Raw genomic sequence first — 24,431 nt, forward strand, 5'->3', positions numbered from 1 at the left:
TCGACCACGTGTCGGTGTTCCTCCGCGTCCAGAGGCGGCGAAAGCTGGGTTTTACCATGATCCCGTACCTCAAGGCCAAAGCGTTCCGAGAGTTCGACGGGGCGCCGACGGTCGATCTCGACGGGGATTTCGTCATCCTGCCCACCAATGACGAATGGTCGATCTGGATGGCCGAGTATCACCGGACCCACGGCGCCAAGGGCACGCAGTATTTCGCCCGCATCGGCCGCATGGTCGTGAAAACCCGCTGGCCGCCCGGGCATGAGCACCAGCTATCGATGCAGATCGGATGAACGCCATGGCCAAGAAGCCAACCATCGAAGGTTTCGTCAGCGTCATCGACGGCGTGAAATACGACGACATGGCCGCCGGCGCCGCCGCTGCTGTCGCAAGCCTAGCAGTCAAACGAAAGCTCGAAGGCCGTGGCGTACCCATGGCCGAGCGCGGCAACGAGGAAATGTTCACCATGGCCGAAACCGGCTCCGAGACATCACAGACCGTCGCCGCCGGCCAGCTGCGCGCCCTCATCGAGCGTATCGAGCGCTTGGACGAGGAAAAGAAGACCATCGCCGAGGACATCAAGGAAGTTTTCGCCGAGGCGAAGGGCACGGGCTTCGACACCAAGGCCATTCGCACCATCCTGCGCCTCCGCAAGAAGGACCAGGCCGAGCGGCAGGAGGAGGATGCGATCCTCGATCTCTACATGGCCGCGCTGGGCATGGTCTGATGGGACGGTTCGAAGCCGAACAGGCCGCGCTGCATTACCGGTTCACGGTGAAGTGCACCCGCGACCAAAATCGCAAGATCGAGAAGGCGGCAAAGGCGGCCGGCCAGACGCCCACGACATTCGTGCAGCAGCATTTCGCCTCGCTGTACGCGGAGCCCGAGCCAGAACCCGTCACAGATACCCGTGGCGGCGAGCGCAAGCACGTCAGCGAGAAGGTTCGCGCCGCAATGGTGGCAGAGATCGCCTCGCTGGTGGCAGACAGCCCCACGGGCCTCTCTGTCGAGATATCGCTCCGTGAGCTCGGCGAGCGCTGCAACGTGTCCGTCGAGACGGCGAGCCGCGCCATGGCCGCGCTGGTCGACGCGCAGCGCGTGCTGGTGATCACGCCTGGTGGACCGAACAAGACGGCGGCCTATGGCCTCCCAGGTGAGGCGCAGAAGCCGTGAGCACCCGCCATGCCGATAGCGACGTGCTGTGGGGCAAGACACGCTCGGAGTACGCCTTTGAGCACGTGAGGCGCCGCCGCGAGGCAGAGCGCCGGCGCCGGCAGTCGTTCCGCGCGGCCATGCTTGCTCGTCCTGCAGCGCACATCGCCATCCTGGTGCCGCTCAGGCGCGCCACCGACGATGAATGGCACCTGCGCATTCGCCGCGGCCGCGACATGCGGGATCTCACCGGCCGGCTGATGGGCGATCCCGTCACCGGCCGATCGGCTTTGGACATGAGGGCTGCACGATGAGCGTCAGGGATCTGTTGCGAAGGATCTTCTCGTTCGGCGACACAGACGCGGATGCGGATCTCGCGTGGCGTCGGCGCCAGTATGCGCAGCAGTATCTGCTCGCAGCCGCCGCCGGCGGCCGCAAGTACGACGAGGAGCTCGCCATCGAGGCACACACCGCCGCCGAGTGGACGCATCCGGGCTATCCGAGGCTGAACAAGTGACTGCTCTCAGGTATCTCGACATGGACACGTTTCGGCTGGAGCTCACCTCCAAGGTCGATGCATGGCTCGTGGAGATGCTCGACTTCCCCGCTTTCATGCGGGACGTGTTCCTCCTGCTCCGTGAAGCGGAGTTCAACGGCCTTGATGAGGATGGGGCGGTCTTTCGCGAGTACATGCTCGTCGCCGCCAAGCTGGAAGCCAGCTGGCCGGGCTGGTCATCACCAAGTCAGGGAAGGTCACACTAGGTGGTCAAGAAGGCCAAGAAACCGAAGGTTCGGGACCGCAAGAAACCCGTGAAAAGCGTGTCAACAAAAATGACGCCGCGAACGGAGCTTTTTGTGCTCGAGTTCCTGAAGGATCTGAACGCTGGAAACGCAGCAAAACGTGCGGGTTTCAGCGAAAATGGTGCGCGACAGGCTGGCCACCGTTTGTTGACAAATGTTGACGTGCAGGCAGCCATTGCCGAGGCGATGGAGAAGCGTGCGAAGTCGATCGAGACGGATGCCACCTGGTTGCTCAAGCGCCTCCGTGAGGAAGCCGACGCCGATATCCTGGAATGCTTCGACGAGAAGACGAACACGATCCGGCCGATGAGCGATTGGCCGCTGGTCTGGCGGCAAGGGCTGATGGCCCAGCTGGAGATCACCACGCTGTTCGGCGCCGACGAGAACGGCCCTAAGAGCATCGGCACAACGACCAAGATCAAGCCGGCCGATCGTCACCAGAAGCTGATGGCGATCGGCAAACACACCAACATTGGCGCGTTTGCCAAGGCGCTGGTGAAGAAGGCCGAGGACGATGGCCCCAACCAGTTTTTGCAGGAGGTGTACGGAAACTCGATCCGGCCCGGTGGCGCTGGGGGTGGTAACGTTCACTAATCTGGAATCGCTCGCCCCGATCACCCAGCGAGCATCGCATGTCGACTGCCTACAAACCCATGAAATTGATGACGCTAAGGGAATTTCAGCTTGCGCTGAAAGACCCCTACTGGCGCATCCGCAACCTGTATTGGGTGTCGGACAAGGAGGGTAAGCCCGTCCTGTTCCGGCCGTGGCCCGAGCAGGAGAAGTTCTACAAGGAAATGTGGTACCGCAACGTGGTGCCCAAGGCTCGGCAGCGCGGCTTCTCGACGGCCGTGCAGATCATGATGCTCGATGCCGCCATCTTCGTCCCCAACACCGCCTGCGCCGTCATCGCCCAGGACGAGACCACCGCGCTGCAGATCTTTGAGAAGAAGATCAAGTTCGCCTGGAACCGCCTCCCCGTCTACGTCCGTGAGGTTGTGGCGCCGCTGAAGTTCAACACCAAGCACGAGCTCGTGATGGAGCACGGCTCCTCGATGCTGGTGTCGACCAGCACGCGCGGCACGACGCTGCAGTATCTGCACGTCTCGGAATACGGGAAGATCTGCGAGAAAGACCCGGTCCACGCCGACGAGATCATGGAAGGCTCACTGCCTTCGGTCGATAGCAGCGGCGTCATCGTCATCGAATCCACCGTCGAAACGCCATATGGGCACTTCTCGAACATGGTGCGCGTGGCGGAGAAGCACCAGCAGACCGCCCGGCAGCTGACCAAGCTGGACTACAAGCTGCATTTCGCATCGTGGTGGGACGCGCCCGAGTATGAGCTCGACCCGGCGCTTGTGGTGATATCGCCGAAGGATCAAGCCTACTTCTACCGGCTTGAGGCGACGTTGAAGCGGGACATCAGCCCGGCGAAGCGCGCCTGGTACGTCACGATGCGCGACAGCACGTTCGGCGGCGAAGACGAGAAGATGTTCCGCCAGTATCCCTCGACGCTGGACGAGGCCTTCTCGGTGTCGTCCGAGGGCCTATGGCTGTCCAAGCAACTGGCCCGGGCCAGGCGCGAGAAGCGCATCAGCAAACTGCCGTTCCTTCCCGGCATCCCCGTCAACACCTTTTGGGATCTGGGCGTCGACGACGACAACTCCATCTGGTTTCACCAGTTCTACGGCCCGTGGGATCACTGGATCAACTACGCCGAGGCGTCAGGCGAGCCCTACAGTTACAGCGTCGGGCAGATGCAAGAGCTGCAGGCGAAGTTCGGCTACGTGTGGGGCACGCACCATCTGCCTCACGACGGCAACCAGCGCCGGCCGGGAGCGGAATCGCTGAAGACGCCGCAGGACATGCTTGAAGATCTCGGCTTGTCGAACATCGTCATCGTGCCGCGCATCGCGGAGACGTCGCTGGGCATCATGCAGCTGCGCGAGGACTTCAACAATTACCGGTTCGACGAGGAGAACTGCGCCGAGGGTTTGAAGCACCTCGACGGCTTCTCCAAGACGTGGAACGCGCGCATGTCCCTGTGGAACGCTGAGATCGCGAAGAACGGGCACCAGCACGCGGCCGACGCCATCAGGCAGAAGGCCCAGGTGGCGCATCTGTTGAAGGGTGACGACGAGCCGGCGCCGACCAGGCCGAAGAAGCTGCGCAACCGGAGCGGCATGGCGTCTTAGCCACCGTCGACTGAAAAGCCGTCAACGGTAAACCAGTCGACGGTGCACCGCCCACCGCCGGCGGTTGCCCCAAACAACGAATCATATCTCTGTCTTTCGCACTGGGACCCTCGCCCCCAACCTGAGAGCATCCAGTTTGTACAAAATTCTCGACCTTACTCAACGCGCGTGGACTGCACACCGTGGGGAGCTAACGATTGCTGGCCTATGGGCTGGCGTCGACGATCGGTACCGCCCTTGCATGGCCATCTGGCGAACAGCCGACGAAGGCTATGATCGGCTCTGGCCGTGCGTCGTTACGCTGGAAGACGCATGGAAGTGGTCCGAGGAAGTCGGCGACCCGGCCCATTGCGCACGGACGTCGGTGATGTTCTGCGAAATGCTGCGCCTCAACGCCGTCGACCCGCGCGTGCCGATCAAGCTGACCATGCTGATCCAAGACTTCATCGGCGACCTGGTCAGCATGCGCCCCTACCAGGCGACGGATAGCGAGATCGTCGCGGACATCGTCATGCGCGACCGAAACAGCGGTTCCGTCACCGAGGTAGAGGTTCGCGAGGATGTTTGACGTTGGCGCCACCGATGGCTCGGTTCGGAAACGTCGCTACCAGTCACCGATCCCCGCCGACGCCACCGAAGGCAAGCCGGCCAATGGCGGCAGCGAGTATGCCGCCGGCGCCGACGACAGCGGCAAGAAGGGCAAGCCCGTTGCTGCGCTCGACAGCGAGAAGATGGTGGCATTCCACCATCGCATGCTCGCGCTCTACACCGGCGAGCTCGATCGACAGAACGCGAACCGCATCGAACAGGCCATCGATGAGGATTTCTACGACAACATCCAGTACACCGAGACGGATGCGCAGACCCTGACGGATCGCGGCCAGATCCCGCTGGTCTACAACGTCATCTCCGCCTCGATCGATTGGGTGCTTGGCACCGAGAAGCGCGCCCGGGCCGATTTCAAGGTTCTGCCGCGGCGAAAGGCTCAGTCGAAGCCGGCCGAGCGCAAGACGCAGCTGATGAAGTACCTGTCCGACGTCAATCGGTCGCCCTTCCATCGGTCGCGTGCGTTCGAAGACACCGTCAAGGTGGGCATCGGCTGGCTTGAGGACGGCGTTCAAGACGAGGACGAGGACGAGCCCCTGTATTCGCGCTACGAAAGCTGGCGCAACATCCTTCACGACAGCGCCGCGACCGAGATGGATCTCAAGGACGGCCGCTACATTTTCCGATCGAAGTGGGTGGATCTCGACATCGCCTGCGCGATCTTCAAGAAGCGCCGTGCGCTCCTCGAACGGTCCGCCTCCGATTCCGTCGACTACCAGCAGCTGGACCTGTACGGCGACGAAGCCATGGATCAGCTGGAAATGTCGCTCGAACAGCGCGGCAACTCCACCACATCGGACCGCCTGACAGGCTACCAGCGCCGGCGCGTGCGCATCACCGAGGCGTGGATCACGATCCCGGGCGATTGCGACAAGATGTCGGGCGGCACCTTCACGGGCGAGATCTACGACCCGCAGTCACCTGGTCACAGCGACGAGATCGACAGCGGCGAGGCCACGACCAAGAAAAAGATGGGCAACCGGATGCACGTGGCGATTTTCACGTCTGCCGGCATGCTCTGGTTCAGTGAATCGCCCTATCGCCACAATCGGTTCCCGTTCACCCCGATTTGGGGCTACAAGCGCGGCCGCGACGGCATGCCTTATGGGCTTATCCGCCGCCTGCGCGATATCCAGACGGACATCAACAAGCGCGCCTCCAAGGCGCTCTACATCATGTCCACGAACAAGGTCATCATGGATGAGGATGCGCTGCCGAAGGGCACCAGCATCGATGACTTCCGTGACGAGGTTGCCCGGCCCGATGCCGTCCTGCTCAAGAAGAAGGGCGCGGACATGGATATCAACGTCGACCGGTCCGATGTGCAGTTCCACATGGATTTCATGTCGCGGTCGATATCGCTGATCCAGTCGGCGAGCGGTGTGACCGATGAGAACATGGGCAGGCAGACGAACGCCACGTCCGGTGTCGCGATCGGCAAGCGGCAGGACCAGGGCGCGATGGCTACGGCCAAGCTGTTCGACAACCTGCGCTTCGCCGCCCAGGTGCAGGGCGAAAAGCAGCTGGCGAACATCGAGCAGTTCGTCAGCGAGAAGAAGGCCTTCCGCATCACCAACATGCGCGGCACGCCAGACTACATCGAGGTCAACGATGGGCTGCCCGAGAACGACATCATCCGGTCCAAGGCCGACTATGTGATTTCCGAAGCCGACTGGCGCGCGTCGATGCGCCAGGCCGCAGCTGATGAATTGCTCGAGGCGTCGAAGATGTGGCCGCCAGAGGTCACGCTCGTCGTGCTGGATCTGATCGTCGAGAACCTCGACATCCCCAACGTCGACGAGATCGTGAAGCGTATCCGCACGATGACGGGCCAGAAGGATCCGGACCAAGAGGAGCTGACGCCCGAGCAGCAGCAGCAGGAAGCCGAGATGGCGAAGCAAAAGCAGATGCAGGAGGCCGGGATCATGATCCAGCTTCGCGCCGAGCTCGCCAAGGCACTGAAGGACGAGGCGACGGCGCAGCAGATCGTCAGCAAGATCGTCAGCGACAAGATCGCGGCGCAGCTGTCGGCGCTTACCACCGCCGCGCAGGCCATTTCGATGCCAGCGACGGTCGACATGGCCGACCACATCCTCGCGGAGGCCGGTTTCGTGTCGAAGTCCGACGAAGCGCAGCCTGGTCCGCAACCGCAGCCGCAAGGAATGCCCGGGCTCGACCAGCCCGGCGCCCAGCCACCGCCCCAACGCCAGCCGATCGCCGCTCCGCCAACGGAACCGGCACAGGATGACATGATGGGGCTTGGCGCACCGCCACCACCGACCGCCCAACCACAGCCCGGCGCAATGGCGCCGGCGTGATCTGAACGCCCCAGGAGGAAACCATGGCCCGAGACACCCACACCGAAGCCGAACTGAGTATGCTCACCGACGACGAGCGCGAAGGCCTGCTCGACGATGACGTTGTCGACGAAGGTGCCGACGAAGAGATCGACGACGAGCTTGTCGCCAACGACGCAGCGACAGCAGCCGCGCCGAGCTCCAGGAACGTGCCGACGCGCGGATCGCCGCCGGCGACGATCAGAACGCCAAGGATGCGCTGGCCGCACGCCAGCAGATCGCCGCCGACGCCAAAGAAGCGGCCGAGGCGCTTGCAGCCGAGAATGCTGCCAAGGCACAGGCGCTTGTGGACGCCGCCGGCAAGACCGCAGTGGTTGCGGCGCCCGTTGCGGCCGTAGCGGCTGCGCGGCCGGTCCAAGCAGCACCGACGTTCCCGCAATACACGGCGCCGGCCGACGCCAAGGCGAAGCTCGACGAGATCGATGCCAAGCTGGCCGCGATCGACCTCAAGTTCGACGAGGGCGAGCTCACGGCCGTCGAGCGCCGTGCGCAGACGCGTCCGCTTGAGGACAGCCGGGCGGATATCCGGGAAGCCGTCAACCGCGCCACGGTGTCCAAGGACACGCAGGACACCTATTGGCGCGATACGACGGTCCCCAACTTCCTTGCCGAGCACAAGGAGTACAACCTCGAAACCAATCCGACGCTGTACCGGGCGCTCGACCAGCGCGTGCGTGAGCTCCAGACGGCAGCAGCTGCCGAAGGCAAGCACCGCGACCCGAACATTCTGATCAAGGCGCACGAGTCGTTGCAGAACGATGCGCGCGCGCTGCTTGGCGTGGCACCGCCCAAGCCCGGCAAGCCGACGCCGACACCTGCGAAGCCCGCGCGCGTCATTCCGCCGTCGTTAGCCCACGTGCCGGCTTCCGAAAACGTCGACATCGAGGAGGGCAACGACTTTGCGTGGCTCGATCGCCTCTCGGAGAACAACACGGAAGCCTTCCAGCAGGCCTTGTCGAAGCTGTCGGCAGCCGAACAGGAACGCTATTTGGCGCAGTAGCCAGCAGGGGGTTAGATGCTGACTTTAACGGTGAATGTCGGCCAGGCGGTGCAGATCGGCGAGCACGGCGTGGTCAAGGTGGAAGACAAGACCGGCCGCCGCGTGCGGCTGGTGTTCGCTGGCGACTTCCGCCCGATCACGCTGATAGCCGACGGCATCATCCCTGCCCGGTTCACGCTGGGCATCACGGGTGTGGCTCGCCGCATCCATGATCACCAGGAAAGCCCCGTCCAGCAGGTGGCCTAAGCCCCGTTGCGCCATACGATTATCCATCGTATCAAGGCTCGATTGCGCATGACGTGCTGAATCCTCACAGGAGTAGCACGTCATGGCCGGTCCTACGACCATCGCATTCGGCGACCCGAAAGCCCAAAAGAAGTGGTCCGGGTCACTTTTCATCGATGTGACCAAGAAGTCCTATTTCGACCGCAAGTTCGTGTCGGAAGACGACAACGCCGTCATTCAGCGCCTCACGGATCTCGAATCCGATGCAGGCGACACCATCGACTTCGATCTCTCGGTGCAGCTGCGCGCCAAGCCCACCGCCGGCGATGCTCGCCTGCAGGGCAAGGAGGAAAACCTCCGCTTCTTCTCCGACCAGGTGAAGATCGACCAGCTGCGCCACGGCGTTTCCGCTGGCGGCAAGATGAGCCGCAAGCGCACCACGCACAATATCCGGAAAATCGGTAAGGACCGGCTCTCCGACTATTGGTCGAAGTACGTCGACGAGCTCAACTTCATCTACCTCTCCGGCTCGCGCGGCATGAACGAAGATTTCACGGAAGACCTGACCTATGTCGGTCTGGCCGGGAACACGATCGACGCTCCGGACGCCGCGCACCTGATCTACGGCGGCGTTGCCACCACGAAGGTTGGCCTCGTTGCCTCCGACAAGATGGCGAAGCTCGTGGTCGAAAAGGCCGCCGCCAAGGCCCGCACCATGCGGACCACCGATCCGACCACCGCGAACATGATGCCCGTCATGATCAATGGCGAGCCTCACTACGTGCTGCTCATGTCGGTGTTCCAGGAATTCGACATGCGCACGGCCGACACCACCGGCTGGATGGATATCCAGAAGGCGCTGATCACGGCCGAGGGCAAGAACACCCCGATCTTCAAGGGTGGGCTTGGCATGGTGAACAACGTGGTGCTGCACTCGCACGAGTCGGCGATCAGGTTTTCCGACTACGGCGCCGGCGCGAACGTGCCGGCGGCGCGTGCCCTGTTCATGGGTCGCCAGGCGGGTGTTGTCGCCTACGGCTCGTCCAGCGGCCTGCGCTTCTCGTGGACCGAAGAGATGCAGGATCACGGCAACGAGCCGGTGATCGCCGCGGGCGTCATCCTTGGCGTGAAGAAGACGCGCTTCAACAGCAAGGACTTCGGCATCATCTCGATCGACACGGCCGCCAAAGACCCGAACACCTGAGAAAACTAGCCGCCGTGGCCTGATGGTCGCGGCGGCTTTCACCGTTCACCGTCAACGCCCCCACAGATCCTCGCGGAGAAGCCACTATGACCATCAAGCAGTCTGACGCCGCGCTGGGGAAGATCAACGTTCCCTACCCCAGCTATGCCGGCGAAACCGTCACCGTTCGTTACAAATATGCCGTGCCGCTGGGCCTGGTGCTGAACGACATTATCGAGATTGCGCCGATCCCGCCGAATTGCCGCGTCACGGACATGGTCCTCGACAGCGACGATCTCGACACCGGCACCACGATCGCCTTCGACGTCGGCATCATGTCGGGCGATTGGCAATCGCAGGACCAGGCCCGCACGTGCGGCGCCGAGTTCTTCGCAGCGAGTACGCTCGCCCAGGCCGGCGGCGTTGCCCGTCCGACCGCCAAGACCGCATTCCGCACCGTTTCGGCGACCACTGCTCGCTCGATCGGCATCAAGTTTCAGGCAGCTGCCACCGGCCTCACGGTCGGTGAAGTTGGCCTGACCGTGAGCTACCACGCCCTGTAGGTCGGGGCGAGCTGCAAGGCGCGTGGTGCAGACGTCGGCCATCGTTGGAGATTTCCTCCCCAACGATGGCCGGCGTCGAATTTTAGGAGGAAAGTGAAATGGCTACAATCGAGTGCAAACTAGGCTCTGCCGAGGTGAACGCCGGCGGCAGCACGTATAGCTTCCAGCGTGATCCTTACGGCCGCTTCACGGCCCGCGTCGACCGCGCTGATGACATCAAGATGTTCCTCGCCGTCGAACACTACCGCGAGGTGCCCGCAGTCCCGCCCGAGCACGTTGAACCCGCCGATTTCATCGAGCCCGGCTTTGGCCTTGGCCTCGATGATGACGACGACACAAGCCACGATCACCTGGACGACGACGACAAGGACCACGAGTACCTCGACGGCGATGACGCTCCCGACCTTGGCTTCAAGCCGCCAGAAACCATCCCGCCGGCGGTACCTGGTGCAGTCGTGCTCCCGATCGCCGACGATCTGACCAAGATCGTGGGTATCGGCCCGAAGGTCGCCGAGAAGCTGGCTGTCGTTGGCATCGTCTCGTTCAGCCAGATTATGGATCTGACGCCCGAGAAGATCGACGAGCTCGACAAGCAGCTGAAGCTGTTCGGCTCGATCGTCAGCAAGGACTGGATCGGCCAGGCGAAGGCCCTGTTGGTCCCCCAGCTGTAAGGATGAGACTTCATGCCGACCGGCCGAGAGATCCTTGAGCGCGCCAGTGTCTTGCTCCTCGATGAGGACCATGTTCGCTGGCCGCTGGCCGAGCTCTGCAGCTGGATCAACGAAGGCGTCAAAGCCATCGTTCTGGCGAAACCCTCAGCCTCATCCGCTACGATCGTAATCCCGCTCGTCGCCGGCACCCTTCAATCGGTACCGGCGACGGGCACCCCCACCCCGCTCATCCTTCAGAACATCAGCGCCAATGTGCGCAGCCAGACGCCGACGCGCTTGCTCGGCCGCGCCATCACCGTGATCGGTCGCACCATCCTCGATGCCGAAGTGCCCAACTGGCATGACACCAGGTACTCGCCGTTCAAGAAGGACGTGCGGCACTACGTCTATGACGAGGCGGCGCCGCTGGAGTTCTTCTGCTACCCGGGCAACACCGGCGATGGTTTCGTGCAGGGGCTCGTCTCGACGCTTCCAACCAAACTGGAGGCAACCGGTGATGTGAAGCTCCCGGCCTCCTACGAGGGTCCCGTGGGCCTGCCAGAGCCCTACTCCGACCCGCTCCTCGATTACGTGCTGTACCGCGCGCAGATGAAGGACGATCTCGCCGGCGGCCCCGGCCGATCGGCGATGCACTATCAGCAGTTCGCGACGGCCGTTGGCCTGAAAATTCAGATTGAAGGCTCGACCAGCCCGAACGCGCGCCGTGGCGGGGCCAAATGACGGACATGGTCGACATCGACGACATGCTGCCGTTCGTCATGCCGCACGTGCCCAGCGCGCCGCATCCGACGGTCTTGCGCAACATCCGCGCCGTGGTGCGCGAGCTCTGCCTGTACGCCGCCATCTGGCGCGAATACGACGACATCGTCATCGCCACTCCGGACAGCGAGTGCGTGTGCACAATCCCCGATGTGGCGATCGTCAAGATCGAGAAGGCATCGCTCGACGGCTTGGAGCTCCATCCCGTCACCATCGCGTGGCTCGATGAGAACGTTTCCCGCTGGGATATCGACCTCGACCAGACCAGCAACGCCCGCTGGATCACGCAGCTGAACCCGAACACCGTCACCATCGTGCCCAAGGCGACTGGCACGTTGCGGGTGCGCCTGGTGCTTCAGCCGTCGATCACGGCCGAGCAGATCCCCAATTTCATCCTGACCGACCATTCCGAGATGATCGGCATGGCGGCGGCCGGCCGCGTGATGCTCACGCCCAAGACTGAGTACACCAACCCCCAGCTGGGCGCCGCCTACAAGCAGATGTTCGATTCCTACATCGCTCGCATGGATCGCGAAGCGTCCAAGGGCCAGCAGCGCGCCCGTCTCCGCACCAAGCCTCAGTTCATCTGACCAACGAAAGAGCCGGATCATGTCTCTCGGCAATACCTTCGAAAACGACCTCGCGAAGCTGATCTTCAACGCTACGCCGATCGCCAATTTGGCCGACAACGCGGCGGCATCGCCGCTGACCGTGCTCGAGGTGGCGCTCCACACGGCCGACCCGGGTGAAGCCGGCCTACAGAACACGTCGGAAGCCACCTATACCGGCTATGCGCGGGTGCCGGTTGCTCGAACCGCCGGCGGATGGACCGTGACCAACAACGTCGTATCCCCGGTAGCGAACATCGATTTTCCAGCAGGCACCGCCGGCGCTGGCACGGTGACGCACTTCTCGGTCGGCACGGCGCACACCAGCACGGGCAAGTTGATGGTCAGCGGCACGGTGACGCCGAACATCATCACCGGCGCCGGCGTCACGCCTCGCCTGAACACCGCCACCACCATCACCTTCGACTGAGCCCCATCATGACCGAAGTGAAAAGCATCATCGTCGAGGCTGTCGGCGTCTCCGCCAATGCCAGCCCCAACAACCCGCTCGGGAAGCGCGCAGCCGTCGTGATCGAGGCTGCCATGTCGACAGCGGTGCTCGAATGCATGGCGGCCGGCATCGCTGACCCGGCCGAGATCCGCGCGCAGATGCTCGCCGCGCGGGACAAGGCCAAGGCCGATTTCTACGGCGCACTGCTCAACCCCAACGGAGACGACAATGGCAACGACAAGTGAAGTAAAGGTCGGTATGGCCGCCATCGCGCAGCGCCTGAGCGATCAGCGACAGGTCATGCTGAAAGCGAAGTCCAACGCCGGCGCTGCTTCCGTGGCTCTCTCGGCCATTCCCACCGACTATGCCGACGTCATCGCAACCGTGCAGGCCTTCGGCTCGGCGAACGCGTTCGATGCTGCAACGAAGGCCGAACTCGCGAAGATGACGGCCGAGTTTAGCGCACTCAAGGCTAAGGCCGACCAGGTCGCCGCGGTGGATCTCAACAGCTGATCATGAGCGCGATCGCGGCAGGCATCGGGCACAACGGCGGCCCGCCGGCGGCCAGTTGGCTGCCAAAGGCAAAACTGCGCCTGCCAAAGTTCGACATCTGGCGCCTGCTGCGGCCGCTCCAGATGTTCGGCGGGCAGTTCTACCCCTACCAGCCCCTGCAGTTCGGCGACGATCTGTTGGCACCGCCGATTGGCTTGCCGCCGCTCAAATTCATCGACGTGATCAGTTTCTATGGGCTCACGAGCAGCCTCCAGATATGCTTCGACGCAGCGGACGCGAACAGCTATTCCGGCACGGGCCAGGTTTGGAACGATCTTTCCGGCAATGCCGTAAACTACAACAGGGGTTCGTCATCCACAGCCACCACCGATGACCCCACTTTCAACGGGACGGCTGGCGCCCTCTCGGCCAACGAGTATTTCTCGTGTGACGGTGGCGATTTCTTTTCGCCGGTAGCCACGACCACTTTCGACGATAATTGGCACAAGGATGGCGCCACTGAAACTGTGATGGCGATCGTGTGGATACCCACGACGCCGACCAACACGTTCCGCACCATCTTGGGGAACTTTAGCGGCATCCCCGGAAGCACCCTCACTTGCATCGATACCAACAACCTGAGCTGGCGCATTGAAGGCTCGTCCACGAACAACTTCGCTTGGGGTCTGGCATCGGCCATCGCCGGCGCTTGGGCGATCATCGTCGTGTCCTTCAATGAAAACGGCGGCGCTACAGCCAGTCATTGGAACGTCAATGGCACGATTACTGCCTTCAACGGCAACCTGACCGGTCCTTCGGCTGCCGCGCCGAACGGTAACTTACAGATCGGTCGTGACGCGAACGGTGGATCCATTGTTCCAAGCGGCTTTAGGTACGCCTGCATCGCCGCTTGGAACCGGGCGTTGAGCCAGGCGGAAACTGCCGCGTTGTTCAACGGGATGCGAAATAGGTACGGGCTATGAGAATCCCCAGCGGCAAGATCGACCAAAACATCTATTTCGTCGCCGTCGATGCTACGGATCTGAAGACGCGTAAGACAGGCCTTACGACATGGACAGTCTACCGAAGCCGCAACGGCGGCGCGGCGACGATCTACACCACTCCGACCATCGTCGAGTTGTCTGCTGCAAATATGCCCGGCGAATACGCGCTGTTGATCGACGAGGACACGACCATCGCCTCGACGTCCGACAGCGAGGAGTACATCGTGTCGATCACCCAGGCGTCCATGGCTAGGGTTACGCGCGTCGTCGAGCTTTTCCGCCGCGACAGCACTTCCGGCAGGACGCAAACGGTCGACGCAAGCGGCCGGGTCGATGTCGGATCGTTGCTCGGCACAGCCGTCGCCACCCCCGCCACCGCAGGTGTCATGGACGTCAATGTCAAGAACGCGGCCAACGTCGCCTGGGGCTCTGGCGCGATCACCAACGCAGCGTTCGCCGCCGACGCGATCAGTGCTACCAAAGTAAACGCGGACGTGGGCAATGAATTTGCCGATAGCCTGCTCGACCGCACCGCCGGCGTCGAAACGGGGCTGACGATCAGGCAGGCCATGCGGCTCATCGCTTCCGCGCTGTTCGGCAAGTCCAGCGGGCTCGCGACCACAACGGGCGTGTTCCGCGATATCGGCGACACCAAGAACCGCATCAGCGCCACGATTGACGCGGACGGCAATCGCTCGGCCGTAACACTGGACGCCACCTGATGTTTGCGGGGCGCTTTTTCGGCAAGAGGTACTTCGCTCGCCGGTACTTCGGCGGCGGCCTTGGGACGATCGTCGTCTCGGCCGTCGGTATCGCGGCAGCCGTTGTCTCGGGCGACGGCATCGGCGCCTCCACCTGGGAGGCAACCGGCTCTGCCGCCTCGATCACCACCGCCGACGCTGGCGGCGCTGCCATTGGAGCGGGCACAGGCGCGGCGGCGGTCTTTGGTGATGCGGCAGGCGGCGGGACCGGCATCAACGAGGCTGTAGGGGCCGCTGCGGCAACCGTTGACGCCCTTGGAGTGGGATCGAGCACAGTATCCTCGACCGGCGCGGCTGCATCGGTCGTAGCCGTGGACGGCATAGGTGCGGCCACAGGCGCAGGCACGGGCGTCGCGACGTCGATTGTTGATGCTCTGGGCGTAGGCGCGCCGATCGGCTCCGGAACTGGCGCTGCAGCGTCCGTGGTAGCGGTCGACGGGATCGGCAGCAGCACCGGCGCCGGCACCGGCTCAGCGGTCATCACCGTTGACGGGGACGGCGTCGGCGCCGCCACTGCGAGCTCGGCCGGCGCGGCAGCGGTCACAGTCGACGCCAGCGCGGTCAGCAACTGGCTTCCGGCCACACCACCTTGGCGTACAGTCGAGGTTGCGGAGGAAGATCGCTGGGCGGAAGTCCCCGCCCTGGTGGAGATCTCGACGCGCTTTGTTGAGGTAGCCGCTGAAAACAGGTCCGCGACGGTCGAAGCCGAAAACCGCAGCGTCACAGTGCCGCCGGCGCCGCGCTCGACCAGGTCGCCACCGGAAGACCGAGACGTCACCATCGTTGAAAAGATCGCTTAGGGGCTGACCATGACCGCAAACCTCAAATGGCCCGAAAAAGACCCGGATGAAGTGCTCGATTATGCCATGCTGTGGTGGAAGCGGTTGACCAGCGAGGACAGCATCGTCTCGTCTACGTGGATCCTCCCTGACGGCATCACCAAGACAAACGAGGAGCTATGCTGCAATTTGGGTGACGAGGCTGATCAAGCGGCGCTCTGCGGCTTCAGTTCAATGACCTCGATTCCATCCTGGAACGTTGCACCTGCGATGAGTTTAGGCAACTGATTTTGTCCTTTCAGTCGTCGCCACGTCCTGGCCGCGGCCATGACCAGCTTGAAGACCATCAGCCTGGCGGTTTTCGAGGAGAGTGAGCCCTTGGTACGCACCGTGCGATGGCGAACGGTCGCAAAGACGCTCTCGATGGGATTGGACGTTCGCAGATGATCCCAATGTTCGGCGGGGAAATCGTAGAACGCCAGCAAGGCATTCTGATCTTTGGTCAGGCAGTCGACCGCCTTGCCGTATTTCGCATCATATTTCTCGACAAAGACGGCAATCGCCGTCTCGGCTGAGGCTCGGTTCGGGGCGGAAAAGATTTCGCGCAAGTCCGTCTTCATGGCGGCCTGCACCGATTTCGGCACCTTGTTGAGCACGTTGGCTGTCTTGTGCACCCAGCATCGCTGGTGCTTGGTGCCGGGAAGGAGCTCATCGAGCGCTTTCCAGAAGCCAAGCGCGCCGTCGCCGACGGCAAGATCGGGCGCGATCTGCAGGCCACGACGCTTGACGTCGACCAGCAGCTCGCGCCAGCTCTGTGCGCTCTCACGAATGCCGGTCTGGAAGCCGAGCAGCTCTTTCTTGCCCTCGGGCGTGGCGCCGATCAGGACCAGCATGCATTCGGCATGATCTTCCATCCGGGCCTGCAGGTAGACCCCGTCCGCCCACACATACACATAGCGGCGCGCCGAAAGATCGCGCTTTTGCCAACGATCGTATTCGATGCCCCACTCCGCCGTCAGTCGCGTGATCACCGAGGGTGAGAGGTTCGGCGCCTCCTTGCCCAACAGAGCTGCCAGAGCTTCCTGAAAGTCGCCCGTCGAAATGCCGCGCAGATAGAGAACGGGAAGAAGCGCATCCAGACTTCGTGTCCGACGCGCCCATTTCGGCAGGATCGATGAGGAAAAACGGATGCGCTCCGCTTCACCGTTCGCGCCGCGATCCCGGACCTTCACCCGGCTGACGGGCACCGCCCCGATCCCCGTCTGGATGCTCCGCTCCGGCCCGTGACCGTGCCGGACCAGCCGGTCACGTCCGTCCGGAAGCTTGAGATCCCGCATCTCGGCAAGAAACGCTTCGGCCTCCATCTCGATCGCCTGCGCCAGCAATTTGCGCGCGCCGGTGCGAAGCACATCCGTCAGGGGATCATCGATTTCGTCGGGCTGACGAAGGCGAACAATGTTGATAGTCTCGTTCATGGCGTATCGCTCTCCTTGAGAGGTTCTGGCAGGCTTCATCACCCGCCTCGATACGCCGCCCTTCTCAAACCGTCATCACCCAGTTTCAGCCATAGCTCACAAACGAGAGCTTCCAGCCTGATAGCACTACCATCTGGCTGTCTGGTGGCACGATCGGCGCGACCTACGAAATCCTCAACAGGATCGTCACGGCAGCCAACCGCACGATGGACCAGTCGGTGCGCATCCGCGTGATCGAGAAGTAGCCCCGCCGGCGGCCCTTCCGCTTCGCCGCACGGATGCTATATTGCGGCCTCTCCAGCGCATGACGTGCTCGAACCCCACAAGGGACGCACCATGTCGCTGAAGCTCTCGAACAACGCCACTTCTCTGCTCGCGAACACGATCAACAACCTCTCTACGAGCGTGGTGATCACGTCCGGAGACGAAGGTAACTTCCCGACGCTGGGAATTGGCGACTGGTGCCCGATCACGCTGACCGACGGCGCAGGCAACCTTGAAATCATGCGCTGCACGGCGCGCGCTGGCGTGACGTTGACCGTTGTTCGAGGCCAGGAAGGCACCACGGCCAAGAACTTCGTCGCCGGCACGACGCGTGTCGACGGAACGCTGACGGCCGCTGCGCTGCTGGCGCTGGATCTCACTGCTTTCACCGGCAAGCTTCCGGTGGCGATGGGCGGCACCAACGCCAGCACGCCGATGGAGGCCTTCGACAACCTCTCGACCATCTCGACGCCGATGGCGAGCGCCAACATTGTCGATCTCGCCGCAGCAACCGGCGTCTACGTGGTGGTCACGGGCAATGTTGGGATCACCGGCTTCGGCACCGAGCAGGCCGGCGCTCGCCGGAAGGTGAAATTCACGGGCACCCCGCTGCTCACGCACAATGCGACCAGCCTCATTCTGATCACCGGGGCGAATATTCAGGTCGAAGCGAACGATATGGCGGAGCTTGAATCGCTGGGTGCCGGCAATTGGCAGATGCTGAGCTACGACAGGGCGAGCGGGAAGCCGGTGTTCGGGGCGCTTGGCGTCACGGTCGACAACGAGATCGTGCGCGCTGATGGCGTTGCCGGCGCCGCCCAGGGCAGCGGCGTGACGATCGGCGACGACAAGGTGATCGCCGGCGCGACCGGGCTGAAACTCGAATCCACGGATGCGGGCGCCACGAGCGGGCCGAATGTCGAGCTCTACCGCAACTCCGCCACGCCGGCCGACGCGGACCTGCTCTCGGATCTCATGTGGTACGCCAACATCACGCCGACGGTGAAAACGCTCGTCGCCGGCATGCGGGCGATCCTGCTCTCCGCAACCACCGGCGCGACCCTGCTTGAGTGGCGCACGAACGTCGCCAGCGCGGTCGCTCGCCGGATGGCGCTTGGCGCTGGCCTTTTCATGAATGGCGCGCTTGGCGGCGACAAAGGCGTCGACACGATCAACGCCGGCGGCTTCTTCCTCAATGGCCTGCCAACGAGCGCCAAGATGCTGGCCGGCCTCAAGGTGGAAGTGCTGTCAGCCACACAGGTGCAGGTGACGGCGGCCGGCGGCTTGAGCGTCACCGCCGACATCACCGTTGCCGGGCTCAACGGGCTCGATACCGGCGCCGAGGCGGCCAACACATGGCCCAACGTCTGGCTGATCTGGAACGGCACCACGGCGGCTGCGCTGCTTTCCCTCAGTGCCACAGCGCCGACCATGCCGGCGACCTATACGCAGAAACTGCGCGTCGGCGCCGTCCGCAACGATGCTGCGGCCAACCTGTTGCGCACCATCCAGTATGGCGATCGGGTCCAAATCATCAATGGAACGAACCCAGCGTCGCCGATTGCGATGAAATCCGGCGGCAGTGTTGGCAGTGTATGGGAGGCGGTGGCGTGGGCCAATTTCGTGCCGCCGACGGCGGGTGTCATTCTCGGCTGGCTCCAAGGTGGTGTCGGCGACGGCGGCAAGGTGTTTGTCGCGCCAAACCCTAATTTCTCGACCAGCTTTGCCAACAACGCCCCAGTCGGCAACGGCAACAGCGGTATCACAGGCTCGAACATCTTCACCAACTCGCAATTCGAGTTCTGCCTGGAGACCGCGAACTTCTACTATCTCAGCAATGCCGGCGGAGGCAGCGTGTACCTTCACGGATGGAAGGACAATCTCTAGTGGCGGCAACGATCAAGCTTAGCGCCTTCACCGGCGAGCAGCCCCGCATAATCCCGCGACTGATGCCCGAGAGCGCTGCACAGTCGGCGGTGAACACGCGCCTCGATGACGGCGCTTTGACGCCCATGAGGAAATCCGCCTTCATCGCGACGGCCGGCGCAAAGACGTGGAAGACGATCTATCACTTTCTCGGCCAATGGATCGGCTGGACCACCGTTGTTAACGCCGCACCAGGCCCGGTTGCTGACGATCGGCTGTACTTCACGGGCAGCGGCAAGCCGAAGGTGCTGATTGCCGGCACCACATACGATCTTGCCGTCCCGCTGCCGGCGGCGGCCTTGACTGCCACGCTCTCGGGTACCGGCGCGGGCGATATCGTCTCGCGAAACTATGTCTACACGTGGGTGACGTCCTTCGGCGAGGAATCGGAGCCGAACCCGATCAGCAACACCGTCGACTGGAAGCCCGGCAACAGCGTGATCCTGTCCGGATTTGTGGCCGCGCCGGCCGGCCGCAGCATCACGCTACAGCGCATCTATCGATCGCAGACCGGCCAGTCGGGCACCTATCTCTACCTCATCGACGAGCGAGCGGCTTCGGCCAGCAACTACACCGACGTCATTGCGGTGAACGCCTTCCAGGAGCCGCTTCCGTCCGCCAACTACAACGCGCCGCCTGACGATCTCACAGGCCTCATCAGCTTGCCGAACGGCATGATGGCCGCGTTCTCGGGGCGCAAGCTGTATTTCAGCGAGCCTTACCGCCCGCATGCTTGGCCGGAAAAGTACATTCTGACCACGGATTCGGACATCGTCGGCCTTGGCGCCATGGACACCAGCATCGTGGTGATGACCGAGGGCTGGCCGCAAATGGTGCAAGGCTCGTCGCCTGACACGATGCAGATGGCGAAGCTCGAGCAAAACTTCCCGTGCATCAACGCGCGCGGCATCGTCGACCTTGGCTATGCCATCGCCTTTCCGTCGAACGAAGGCATGGCCGTCGTGCGCGCGGATGGCAGCATCAGCGTGCCCACAGCCAACATCTTCAACCGAGACGATTGGCTTGCGCTGTCGCCGGCGACGATGATCGGCAGCCAGATTTCAGGCAGGTGCGCGCTGTTCTACCAAACCACGGCCGTCAACGGCACCATCCTGACGGGAGCGCTGCTGCTGGATCTGTCCGGACAGTCGTTCCTCATCCGCACCGACACGAAGGCCACGGCCGCATATTTCGAGATCGCGACAGGCGGCCTGTTCTTCCTGGAAGCTGACACGACCAATATCCGCCGGCTCGACGCGCCCAACGCTGCCCGTCTGTCGCAATATTGGAAAAGCAAGCAGTTCGTGCTGCCCTACCCGGAGAACTTCAGCTGCATCATCGTCGACAGCAACGAAGTGACCAGTGATCAGGACCAGGGCAACCTTGATGCGGCGATCGCCGCCATCATCGCGGCCAACAAGATCCTCATCGCCGCGGGCTCGATCAAAGCTGAAATCAACGCCCGGCCGCTGAACACCCTCCCCATCAACGGGAGTATCCTCGCGCGGCTGCCGGCGCCTATCTCCGGTGTGGTGTCAGTCGGGGTCTACGCCGATGGCAAGCTGATCTTCTCGGTCACGCGGGTAAACCAGCCCGTGCGCCTGCCGGGCGGCTTCCGGGCGCGAACGTGGGAGATTGACGTCTTCGGCGACGTCCAGGTGCAGCAGATCGTCATGGCCAAGACGATGGACGATTTGAAGGTGACGGCATGATGGGAGGCGACAGCAGTCGGAGCGGCGGCGAGAGCCGTGGGGGGTGGCGGCAATGGCGGTGGTGACACACGCGACCGCGAGCGCCTGGAGACGCTTTACGGAGGTAGGGGCAAGGGCAACCGCAAGGCGGCGGTGCTGATCGAGGACATCGATGCGCTGCTCGACATGCGCAAGCAGCTGCGATGCACCAAGGCGGCCGGCGCTACGCCCACCAAGGCGGAGTTTGACGCCCTGCTGCTCGACGTGACCGATATCTTCAATCGCCTCACAGCCATGGCGCAGGATCTGCAAAAGCGCGTGCTGCCATGAAGCCTGAGTTCATCTACGGGCAGGACGAGCGTGTCATCGCCTGGGCGACCAGCAAGATAGCGAATTGTCGGTTTCGCGAAGACGCCAAGGCAATCGGCGCGGAGGTGGCCGGCGAGCTCGTCGGCGCATTCGTCTTCGATCTGTTCTCGGCCAACTCTTGCTTTGCCAGCATCGCATCAGACGGCACCAAGCGCTGGATGACACGCGAGTTCGTCGTTCGCGGCATGGCATATCCGTTCATCCAATGCGGCTTCAATCGGATCAGCACCATGATTTCGGAGCACAACCACGATTCCATCCGGTTTTGTGAGCACTTCGGCGGTGCGCTTGAGGGCCCGCTTGCGCGAGGCCGGGCCAGATCAAGAGGACATGCTCATTTTCGGCATCCTGCGCCGCGAATGCCCCTATCTCCCCGAGAACAACACCCGCTGGAAAAACAGACCCCGGCGCGCTATAACCGATTACTCCCGCGCATGACGTGCGGTCCCCTCTGGCAGGACCGTACCCATGGACAAAAGCAGCAGCGAAGCACCCTCGCCTGATCCGAAAATTGGCGAGGCCGCCCTTAAGCAGGCACAGACCGGTGAGGATTGGCTTGGGTTTGCCAAGGACTCGCTCGCCGTCTCGACCGCACGGCAGGCCGACCTCGACGCCCTGACAAAGCAAGTCACGCAGCAGCAAATGGGCATCGCCAACGACCAGGCGGCGTGGGCGAAATCCGATCGAGAGCGCTACGACACCGTTTTCAAGCCGGTCGAAGACAAGTTCGTCGCCGAGGCCAGCGCCTATGGCAGCGAGGCCCATCAGAACGAGGCGGCTGCCGAAGCGAAAGCCGATGTGCAGAACAACGCCGCCGGGCGCGCGCGGCTGCCGATCGCAATGCAGCTTCCATGGGCATCAACCCGACGTCGGGCAGGTATGCCGGCATCGATCGCGCGAGCGAAATGGGCACGGCGCTTGCGTCGGCCGGCGCTGAAAACGCCGCGCGCACCAACGATCGAGACAAGGGCCTCGCGCTGAAGGCCGATGTCGCCAATCTCGGCCGAGGCCTGCCCGCTCAGTCGGCTCAGGCGGCATCGCTGGGACTTGGTGCAGGCTCAAGCGCCGTCGGGCTCAATCAGGGCACCAACGCGCAGTTCCTTCAGTCCACCAACATCATGAACAACGGTTTCGGCGGTGCGCAGGCGGGCTACGCAGGCCAGGCGTCGGCGCTCAACAGCCAGTATGGCACTCAGGTGCAGGCTTGGAACGCCCAGCAGCAGGCCGACGCGGCGAACTCGTCCGGTATCGGCTCGTTCCTTGGCAGCGCGGTGGGCATCGGCCTGCGCCTGTCCGATCCGGACCTCAAGACCGAAAAGACCGAGATCCCCGAGGGCACCGCGCTTAAGCAGGTCATGGATATGCCCGTCGAGCAGTGGAAGTACAAACCGGGCGTCGAGGACGGCGGCACCCATGTGGGCCCCTACTCCGACGACTTCCAGAAGGCGACCGGCAAGGGCGATGGCCACTCGATCGACATGAACGACGTGTTGGGCGTCACCATGAAGGCCGTGCAGGATCTCGCAGGCAAGGTTGAGGAGCTATCCGAGGCAATCGGCCTTGGAGGCTCATCGAGCGTGACCCCAATCAAGAAAAAGGCCGCGCCGCCGAGCAATCCGGACGCGATCGGCCTGGGAGTAGCAGCATGAGCTTCGGAATCGGCCTTGGCGCGTTCATGGATGCCGCCGTGAAGGGTTACGATATCGGCGGCAAGATCATGGATGTCCGCAAGCAGGACAAGATCGACGCTGACCTGAAGCAGGCGTCGGCCGACACTAAGGCGAAATTCGCCGACCCGCTGTCGGACGATGCCTACGCCTACATGATGAAGCGGCAGGAGATGGTCTACCAGGCGGCCGGCGACACCGAGAAGGCGCTGGCTTACCGCAAGTTCGCCCAAGAGGATTCGACGCGGCAAGGTGCGAACCTGTTCTCAAGCTCGCTCATCAAGGCGCAGACCGGCGACCCCGGCGGCGCGCTGACCGATGCCATCAAGGCCGCTCAGGTCAAAGGCTACATGGACCACGGCTACGAGGTTAAGGGGCAAGACGAGATCAAGGGCGACCACGGCACCGTCGTCGGGTACCGGCTGAGTATGATCGACCCCAAGGGCAAGGCCATTCAGCAGGACGTCGCTGTAGGCGATATCCCGCGCCTGATCTCGACCTTCGCCAACCCTGATGCTGCGTTCAACGCGCGGCAGGCCAAGGCCGCCTCTGACGCTGAAGACGCGAAGAAGCGCAGCGACGGGCTGGAGGACTACGCCACGAAGAAGGAAATCGACCAGAAGTACGCCACACCGAAGAAGGACGTCGACGAGGCCGCATATCAGGCCGCCGCGGCGGATTTCGCCAAGAACGATTTGGATTGGGGCGAACGCTCGGCCGAGGATCAGGACAAGCTCATCCGCACGCGCCTGAATGCGGCCAAGTCTTATGCCGGCACGGGCACGGGCGCTGCCGTGGGCGATCATGGCGCGCCGCCGCCGCAGCAGAGCGTGATTGTCGATCAAGGCTCGGGCAACCAGGTCGACCCGGCCGCCGCACAGGCGCCGCAGGCTGCAATTGGGCTGGGGACCGGTCAAGCGGCCACGCCGGCGGGCATCGGTTTGGGCACTGGCGGCGGGGCGAACGGCGTTCCGACGCCAACCGCGCGACCAGATCCTCGCGCGGCGGCGATCGCAGCGCCTGCAGCTGCTGCACCGACACCGACCAATGCGCCGCCGACAAAGCAGGAGCTAATTCAGGATGCGGCCGACTACATGACGCAGGGCGGAAATCCTCAGCAGATCGCGCAGAAGCTGCAGGCGTTCGGTGTCGATCAGCAGGAATGGCCGGATACGGTGAAATCCGCCTTGGCGAAACAGCAGGCGGCGCCCGTCGCTATAGGGCTGGGGAACTAAGCTCTGGCGGCTTTTCGCGCTTGATACAGGAACCAGGCGCACACGCCGGCCGCGATTGCGGCGATCGGCCAGCTGTGCGAGAGAGCCGCGCCGATCGCCGCCAGGCCAGCAACAGCCGAGATGCTTCCGTTATAGCCGCTCGGGTCTTCCTTGCTCTGATCGTAGATCTCTTTCGACATCGTCGGGGCTCCTGA

General features: G+C 63.2%; 35 protein-coding genes. 33 read left to right on the forward strand and 2 right to left on the reverse strand.

Annotated features, from left to right (window positions below):
• Nucleotides 1-56 precede the first annotated feature (56 nt).
• The 25 genes from HB778_RS30265 (at nucleotide 57) to HB778_RS43510 (ending at nucleotide 15,898) form a co-directional block, all read left to right on the forward strand.
• The gene (locus HB778_RS30265; RefSeq protein WP_183459223.1) at nucleotides 57-293 is read left to right on the forward strand and encodes a hypothetical protein; all 237 of its coding nucleotides are present in this window, start codon (nucleotides 57-59) and stop codon (nucleotides 291-293) included.
• A gap of 173 nt (nucleotides 294-466) precedes the next feature.
• Nucleotides 467-727, forward strand: coding sequence for a DUF2312 domain-containing protein (locus HB778_RS30270; RefSeq protein ID WP_183465269.1), 261 nt, complete (start codon nucleotides 467-469; stop codon nucleotides 725-727).
• Nucleotides 727-1,173, forward strand: a complete 447-nt coding sequence (locus HB778_RS30275; RefSeq protein ID WP_183459225.1) for a hypothetical protein — start codon at nucleotides 727-729, stop codon at nucleotides 1,171-1,173. Before HB778_RS30270 ends, HB778_RS30275 begins: the two co-directional genes overlap by 1 nt.
• Nucleotides 1,170-1,466, forward strand: a complete 297-nt coding sequence (locus HB778_RS30280) for a hypothetical protein (protein WP_183459227.1) — start codon at nucleotides 1,170-1,172, stop codon at nucleotides 1,464-1,466. Before HB778_RS30275 ends, HB778_RS30280 begins: the two co-directional genes overlap by 4 nt.
• Complete coding sequence (locus HB778_RS30285) at nucleotides 1,463-1,669, forward strand: hypothetical protein (RefSeq protein ID WP_183459229.1); 207 nt, start codon at nucleotides 1,463-1,465, stop codon at nucleotides 1,667-1,669. Before HB778_RS30280 ends, HB778_RS30285 begins: the two co-directional genes overlap by 4 nt.
• Before the next feature lie 20 nt (nucleotides 1,670-1,689).
• On the forward strand, nucleotides 1,690-1,914 hold the full coding sequence (locus HB778_RS30290) for a hypothetical protein (RefSeq protein WP_183459231.1): 225 nt from the start codon (nucleotides 1,690-1,692) through the stop codon (nucleotides 1,912-1,914).
• Nucleotides 1,915-2,547, forward strand: a complete 633-nt coding sequence (locus tag HB778_RS30295) for a terminase small subunit (RefSeq protein WP_183459233.1) — start codon at nucleotides 1,915-1,917, stop codon at nucleotides 2,545-2,547. It abuts the gene before it with no gap.
• A gap of 38 nt (nucleotides 2,548-2,585) precedes the next feature.
• On the forward strand, nucleotides 2,586-4,151 hold the full coding sequence (locus HB778_RS30300; RefSeq protein ID WP_210308048.1) for a hypothetical protein: 1,566 nt from the start codon (nucleotides 2,586-2,588) through the stop codon (nucleotides 4,149-4,151).
• 241 nt (nucleotides 4,152-4,392) lie between these two features.
• Nucleotides 4,393-4,719 (forward strand): hypothetical protein, encoded by a 327-nt coding sequence (locus HB778_RS30305; RefSeq protein ID WP_183459235.1) that lies wholly within the window; start codon nucleotides 4,393-4,395, stop codon nucleotides 4,717-4,719.
• A complete protein-coding gene (locus HB778_RS30310) occupies nucleotides 4,712-7,075 on the forward strand; it encodes a hypothetical protein (protein WP_183459237.1) in 2,364 nt (787 codons plus the stop codon). The genes HB778_RS30305 and HB778_RS30310 overlap by 8 nt, the downstream gene beginning before the upstream one ends.
• 23 nt (nucleotides 7,076-7,098) lie before the next feature.
• Nucleotides 7,099-7,452, forward strand: a complete 354-nt coding sequence (locus HB778_RS30315; protein ID WP_183459239.1) for a hypothetical protein — start codon at nucleotides 7,099-7,101, stop codon at nucleotides 7,450-7,452.
• Nucleotides 7,401-8,114, forward strand: coding sequence for a hypothetical protein (locus HB778_RS30320; RefSeq protein WP_183459241.1), 714 nt, complete (start codon nucleotides 7,401-7,403; stop codon nucleotides 8,112-8,114). The genes HB778_RS30315 and HB778_RS30320 overlap by 52 nt, the downstream gene beginning before the upstream one ends.
• Nucleotides 8,115-8,129: 15 nt before the next feature.
• Nucleotides 8,130-8,360 (forward strand): hypothetical protein, encoded by a 231-nt coding sequence (locus HB778_RS30325; protein ID WP_183459243.1) that lies wholly within the window; start codon nucleotides 8,130-8,132, stop codon nucleotides 8,358-8,360.
• 82 nt (nucleotides 8,361-8,442) lie between these two features.
• The gene (locus HB778_RS30330; protein ID WP_183459245.1) at nucleotides 8,443-9,543 is read left to right on the forward strand and encodes a N4-gp56 family major capsid protein; all 1,101 of its coding nucleotides are present in this window, start codon (nucleotides 8,443-8,445) and stop codon (nucleotides 9,541-9,543) included.
• Between the two features lie 86 nt (nucleotides 9,544-9,629).
• Entirely contained in the window at nucleotides 9,630-10,085 is a 456-nt protein-coding gene (locus HB778_RS30335; RefSeq protein ID WP_183459246.1) for a hypothetical protein, read from the forward strand.
• Between the two features lie 98 nt (nucleotides 10,086-10,183).
• Complete coding sequence (locus HB778_RS30340; RefSeq protein WP_183459248.1) at nucleotides 10,184-10,756, forward strand: hypothetical protein; 573 nt, start codon at nucleotides 10,184-10,186, stop codon at nucleotides 10,754-10,756.
• Nucleotides 10,757-10,768: 12 nt separating this feature from the next.
• Entirely contained in the window at nucleotides 10,769-11,476 is a 708-nt protein-coding gene (locus HB778_RS30345; protein ID WP_183459249.1) for a DUF6682 family protein, read from the forward strand.
• Entirely contained in the window at nucleotides 11,473-12,105 is a 633-nt protein-coding gene (locus tag HB778_RS30350) for a hypothetical protein (RefSeq protein WP_183459251.1), read from the forward strand. Before HB778_RS30345 ends, HB778_RS30350 begins: the two co-directional genes overlap by 4 nt.
• A gap of 19 nt (nucleotides 12,106-12,124) precedes the next feature.
• Entirely contained in the window at nucleotides 12,125-12,553 is a 429-nt protein-coding gene (locus tag HB778_RS30355) for a phage tail fiber protein (protein WP_183459253.1), read from the forward strand.
• Nucleotides 12,554-12,561: 8 nt separating this feature from the next.
• A complete protein-coding gene (locus tag HB778_RS30360; RefSeq protein WP_183459255.1) occupies nucleotides 12,562-12,819 on the forward strand; it encodes a hypothetical protein in 258 nt (85 codons plus the stop codon).
• The gene (locus tag HB778_RS30365) at nucleotides 12,803-13,087 is read left to right on the forward strand and encodes a hypothetical protein (RefSeq protein WP_183459256.1); all 285 of its coding nucleotides are present in this window, start codon (nucleotides 12,803-12,805) and stop codon (nucleotides 13,085-13,087) included. The genes HB778_RS30360 and HB778_RS30365 overlap by 17 nt, the downstream gene beginning before the upstream one ends.
• A gap of 2 nt (nucleotides 13,088-13,089) precedes the next feature.
• Entirely contained in the window at nucleotides 13,090-14,049 is a 960-nt protein-coding gene (locus HB778_RS30370) for a hypothetical protein (RefSeq protein WP_183459258.1), read from the forward strand.
• The gene (locus tag HB778_RS30375) at nucleotides 14,046-14,792 is read left to right on the forward strand and encodes a hypothetical protein (RefSeq protein ID WP_183459260.1); all 747 of its coding nucleotides are present in this window, start codon (nucleotides 14,046-14,048) and stop codon (nucleotides 14,790-14,792) included. The genes HB778_RS30370 and HB778_RS30375 overlap by 4 nt, the downstream gene beginning before the upstream one ends.
• Nucleotides 14,792-15,631, forward strand: a complete 840-nt coding sequence (locus tag HB778_RS30380) for a hypothetical protein (RefSeq protein WP_183459262.1) — start codon at nucleotides 14,792-14,794, stop codon at nucleotides 15,629-15,631. The genes HB778_RS30375 and HB778_RS30380 overlap by 1 nt, the downstream gene beginning before the upstream one ends.
• 66 nt (nucleotides 15,632-15,697) lie before the next feature.
• Nucleotides 15,698-15,898 carry a hypothetical protein gene (locus HB778_RS43510; RefSeq protein WP_432421273.1) on the forward strand — a complete coding sequence of 67 codons (201 nt, stop codon included), beginning with the start codon at nucleotides 15,698-15,700 and terminating at the stop codon, nucleotides 15,896-15,898.
• Here the strand turns inward: HB778_RS43510 and HB778_RS30385 are convergent.
• Nucleotides 15,817-17,085 (reverse strand): IS256 family transposase, encoded by a 1,269-nt coding sequence (locus tag HB778_RS30385; RefSeq protein ID WP_183457400.1) that lies wholly within the window; start codon nucleotides 17,083-17,085, stop codon nucleotides 15,817-15,819. The two genes, HB778_RS43510 and HB778_RS30385, sit on opposite strands and share 82 nt — an antisense overlap.
• Before the next feature lie 152 nt (nucleotides 17,086-17,237).
• Here HB778_RS30385 and HB778_RS43515 point away from each other — a divergent pair, with 152 nt between their 5' ends.
• The 8 genes from HB778_RS43515 (at nucleotide 17,238) to HB778_RS30420 (ending at nucleotide 24,237) form a co-directional block, all read left to right on the forward strand.
• Nucleotides 17,238-17,330 carry a hypothetical protein gene (locus HB778_RS43515; RefSeq protein WP_432421274.1) on the forward strand — a complete coding sequence of 31 codons (93 nt, stop codon included), beginning with the start codon at nucleotides 17,238-17,240 and terminating at the stop codon, nucleotides 17,328-17,330.
• Nucleotides 17,331-17,421: 91 nt separating this feature from the next.
• Complete coding sequence (locus tag HB778_RS30390) at nucleotides 17,422-19,236, forward strand: hypothetical protein (protein ID WP_183459264.1); 1,815 nt, start codon at nucleotides 17,422-17,424, stop codon at nucleotides 19,234-19,236.
• A complete protein-coding gene (locus HB778_RS30395; protein WP_244661670.1) occupies nucleotides 19,236-20,987 on the forward strand; it encodes a hypothetical protein in 1,752 nt (583 codons plus the stop codon). The genes HB778_RS30390 and HB778_RS30395 overlap by 1 nt, the downstream gene beginning before the upstream one ends.
• Before the next feature lie 36 nt (nucleotides 20,988-21,023).
• The gene (locus HB778_RS30400) at nucleotides 21,024-21,296 is read left to right on the forward strand and encodes a hypothetical protein (protein WP_183459268.1); all 273 of its coding nucleotides are present in this window, start codon (nucleotides 21,024-21,026) and stop codon (nucleotides 21,294-21,296) included.
• Entirely contained in the window at nucleotides 21,293-21,838 is a 546-nt protein-coding gene (locus HB778_RS30405) for a hypothetical protein (protein ID WP_183459270.1), read from the forward strand. The genes HB778_RS30400 and HB778_RS30405 overlap by 4 nt, the downstream gene beginning before the upstream one ends.
• On the forward strand, nucleotides 21,804-22,316 hold the full coding sequence (locus tag HB778_RS30410) for a hypothetical protein (protein WP_183459272.1): 513 nt from the start codon (nucleotides 21,804-21,806) through the stop codon (nucleotides 22,314-22,316). The genes HB778_RS30405 and HB778_RS30410 overlap by 35 nt, the downstream gene beginning before the upstream one ends.
• A complete protein-coding gene (locus HB778_RS30415; protein WP_183459274.1) occupies nucleotides 22,241-22,984 on the forward strand; it encodes a tail fiber domain-containing protein in 744 nt (247 codons plus the stop codon). Before HB778_RS30410 ends, HB778_RS30415 begins: the two co-directional genes overlap by 76 nt.
• The gene (locus HB778_RS30420) at nucleotides 22,981-24,237 is read left to right on the forward strand and encodes a hypothetical protein (RefSeq protein WP_183459276.1); all 1,257 of its coding nucleotides are present in this window, start codon (nucleotides 22,981-22,983) and stop codon (nucleotides 24,235-24,237) included. The genes HB778_RS30415 and HB778_RS30420 overlap by 4 nt, the downstream gene beginning before the upstream one ends.
• Here HB778_RS30420 and HB778_RS30425 read toward each other — a convergent pair.
• Complete coding sequence (locus HB778_RS30425; protein WP_183459278.1) at nucleotides 24,234-24,416, reverse strand: hypothetical protein; 183 nt, start codon at nucleotides 24,414-24,416, stop codon at nucleotides 24,234-24,236. The two genes, HB778_RS30420 and HB778_RS30425, sit on opposite strands and share 4 nt — an antisense overlap.
• Between the last annotated feature and the right edge of the window lie 15 nt (nucleotides 24,417-24,431).

Source organism: Mesorhizobium huakuii (genome assembly GCF_014189455.1).
In the GTDB taxonomy this organism is placed as follows: domain Bacteria; phylum Pseudomonadota; class Alphaproteobacteria; order Rhizobiales; family Rhizobiaceae; genus Mesorhizobium; species Mesorhizobium huakuii_A.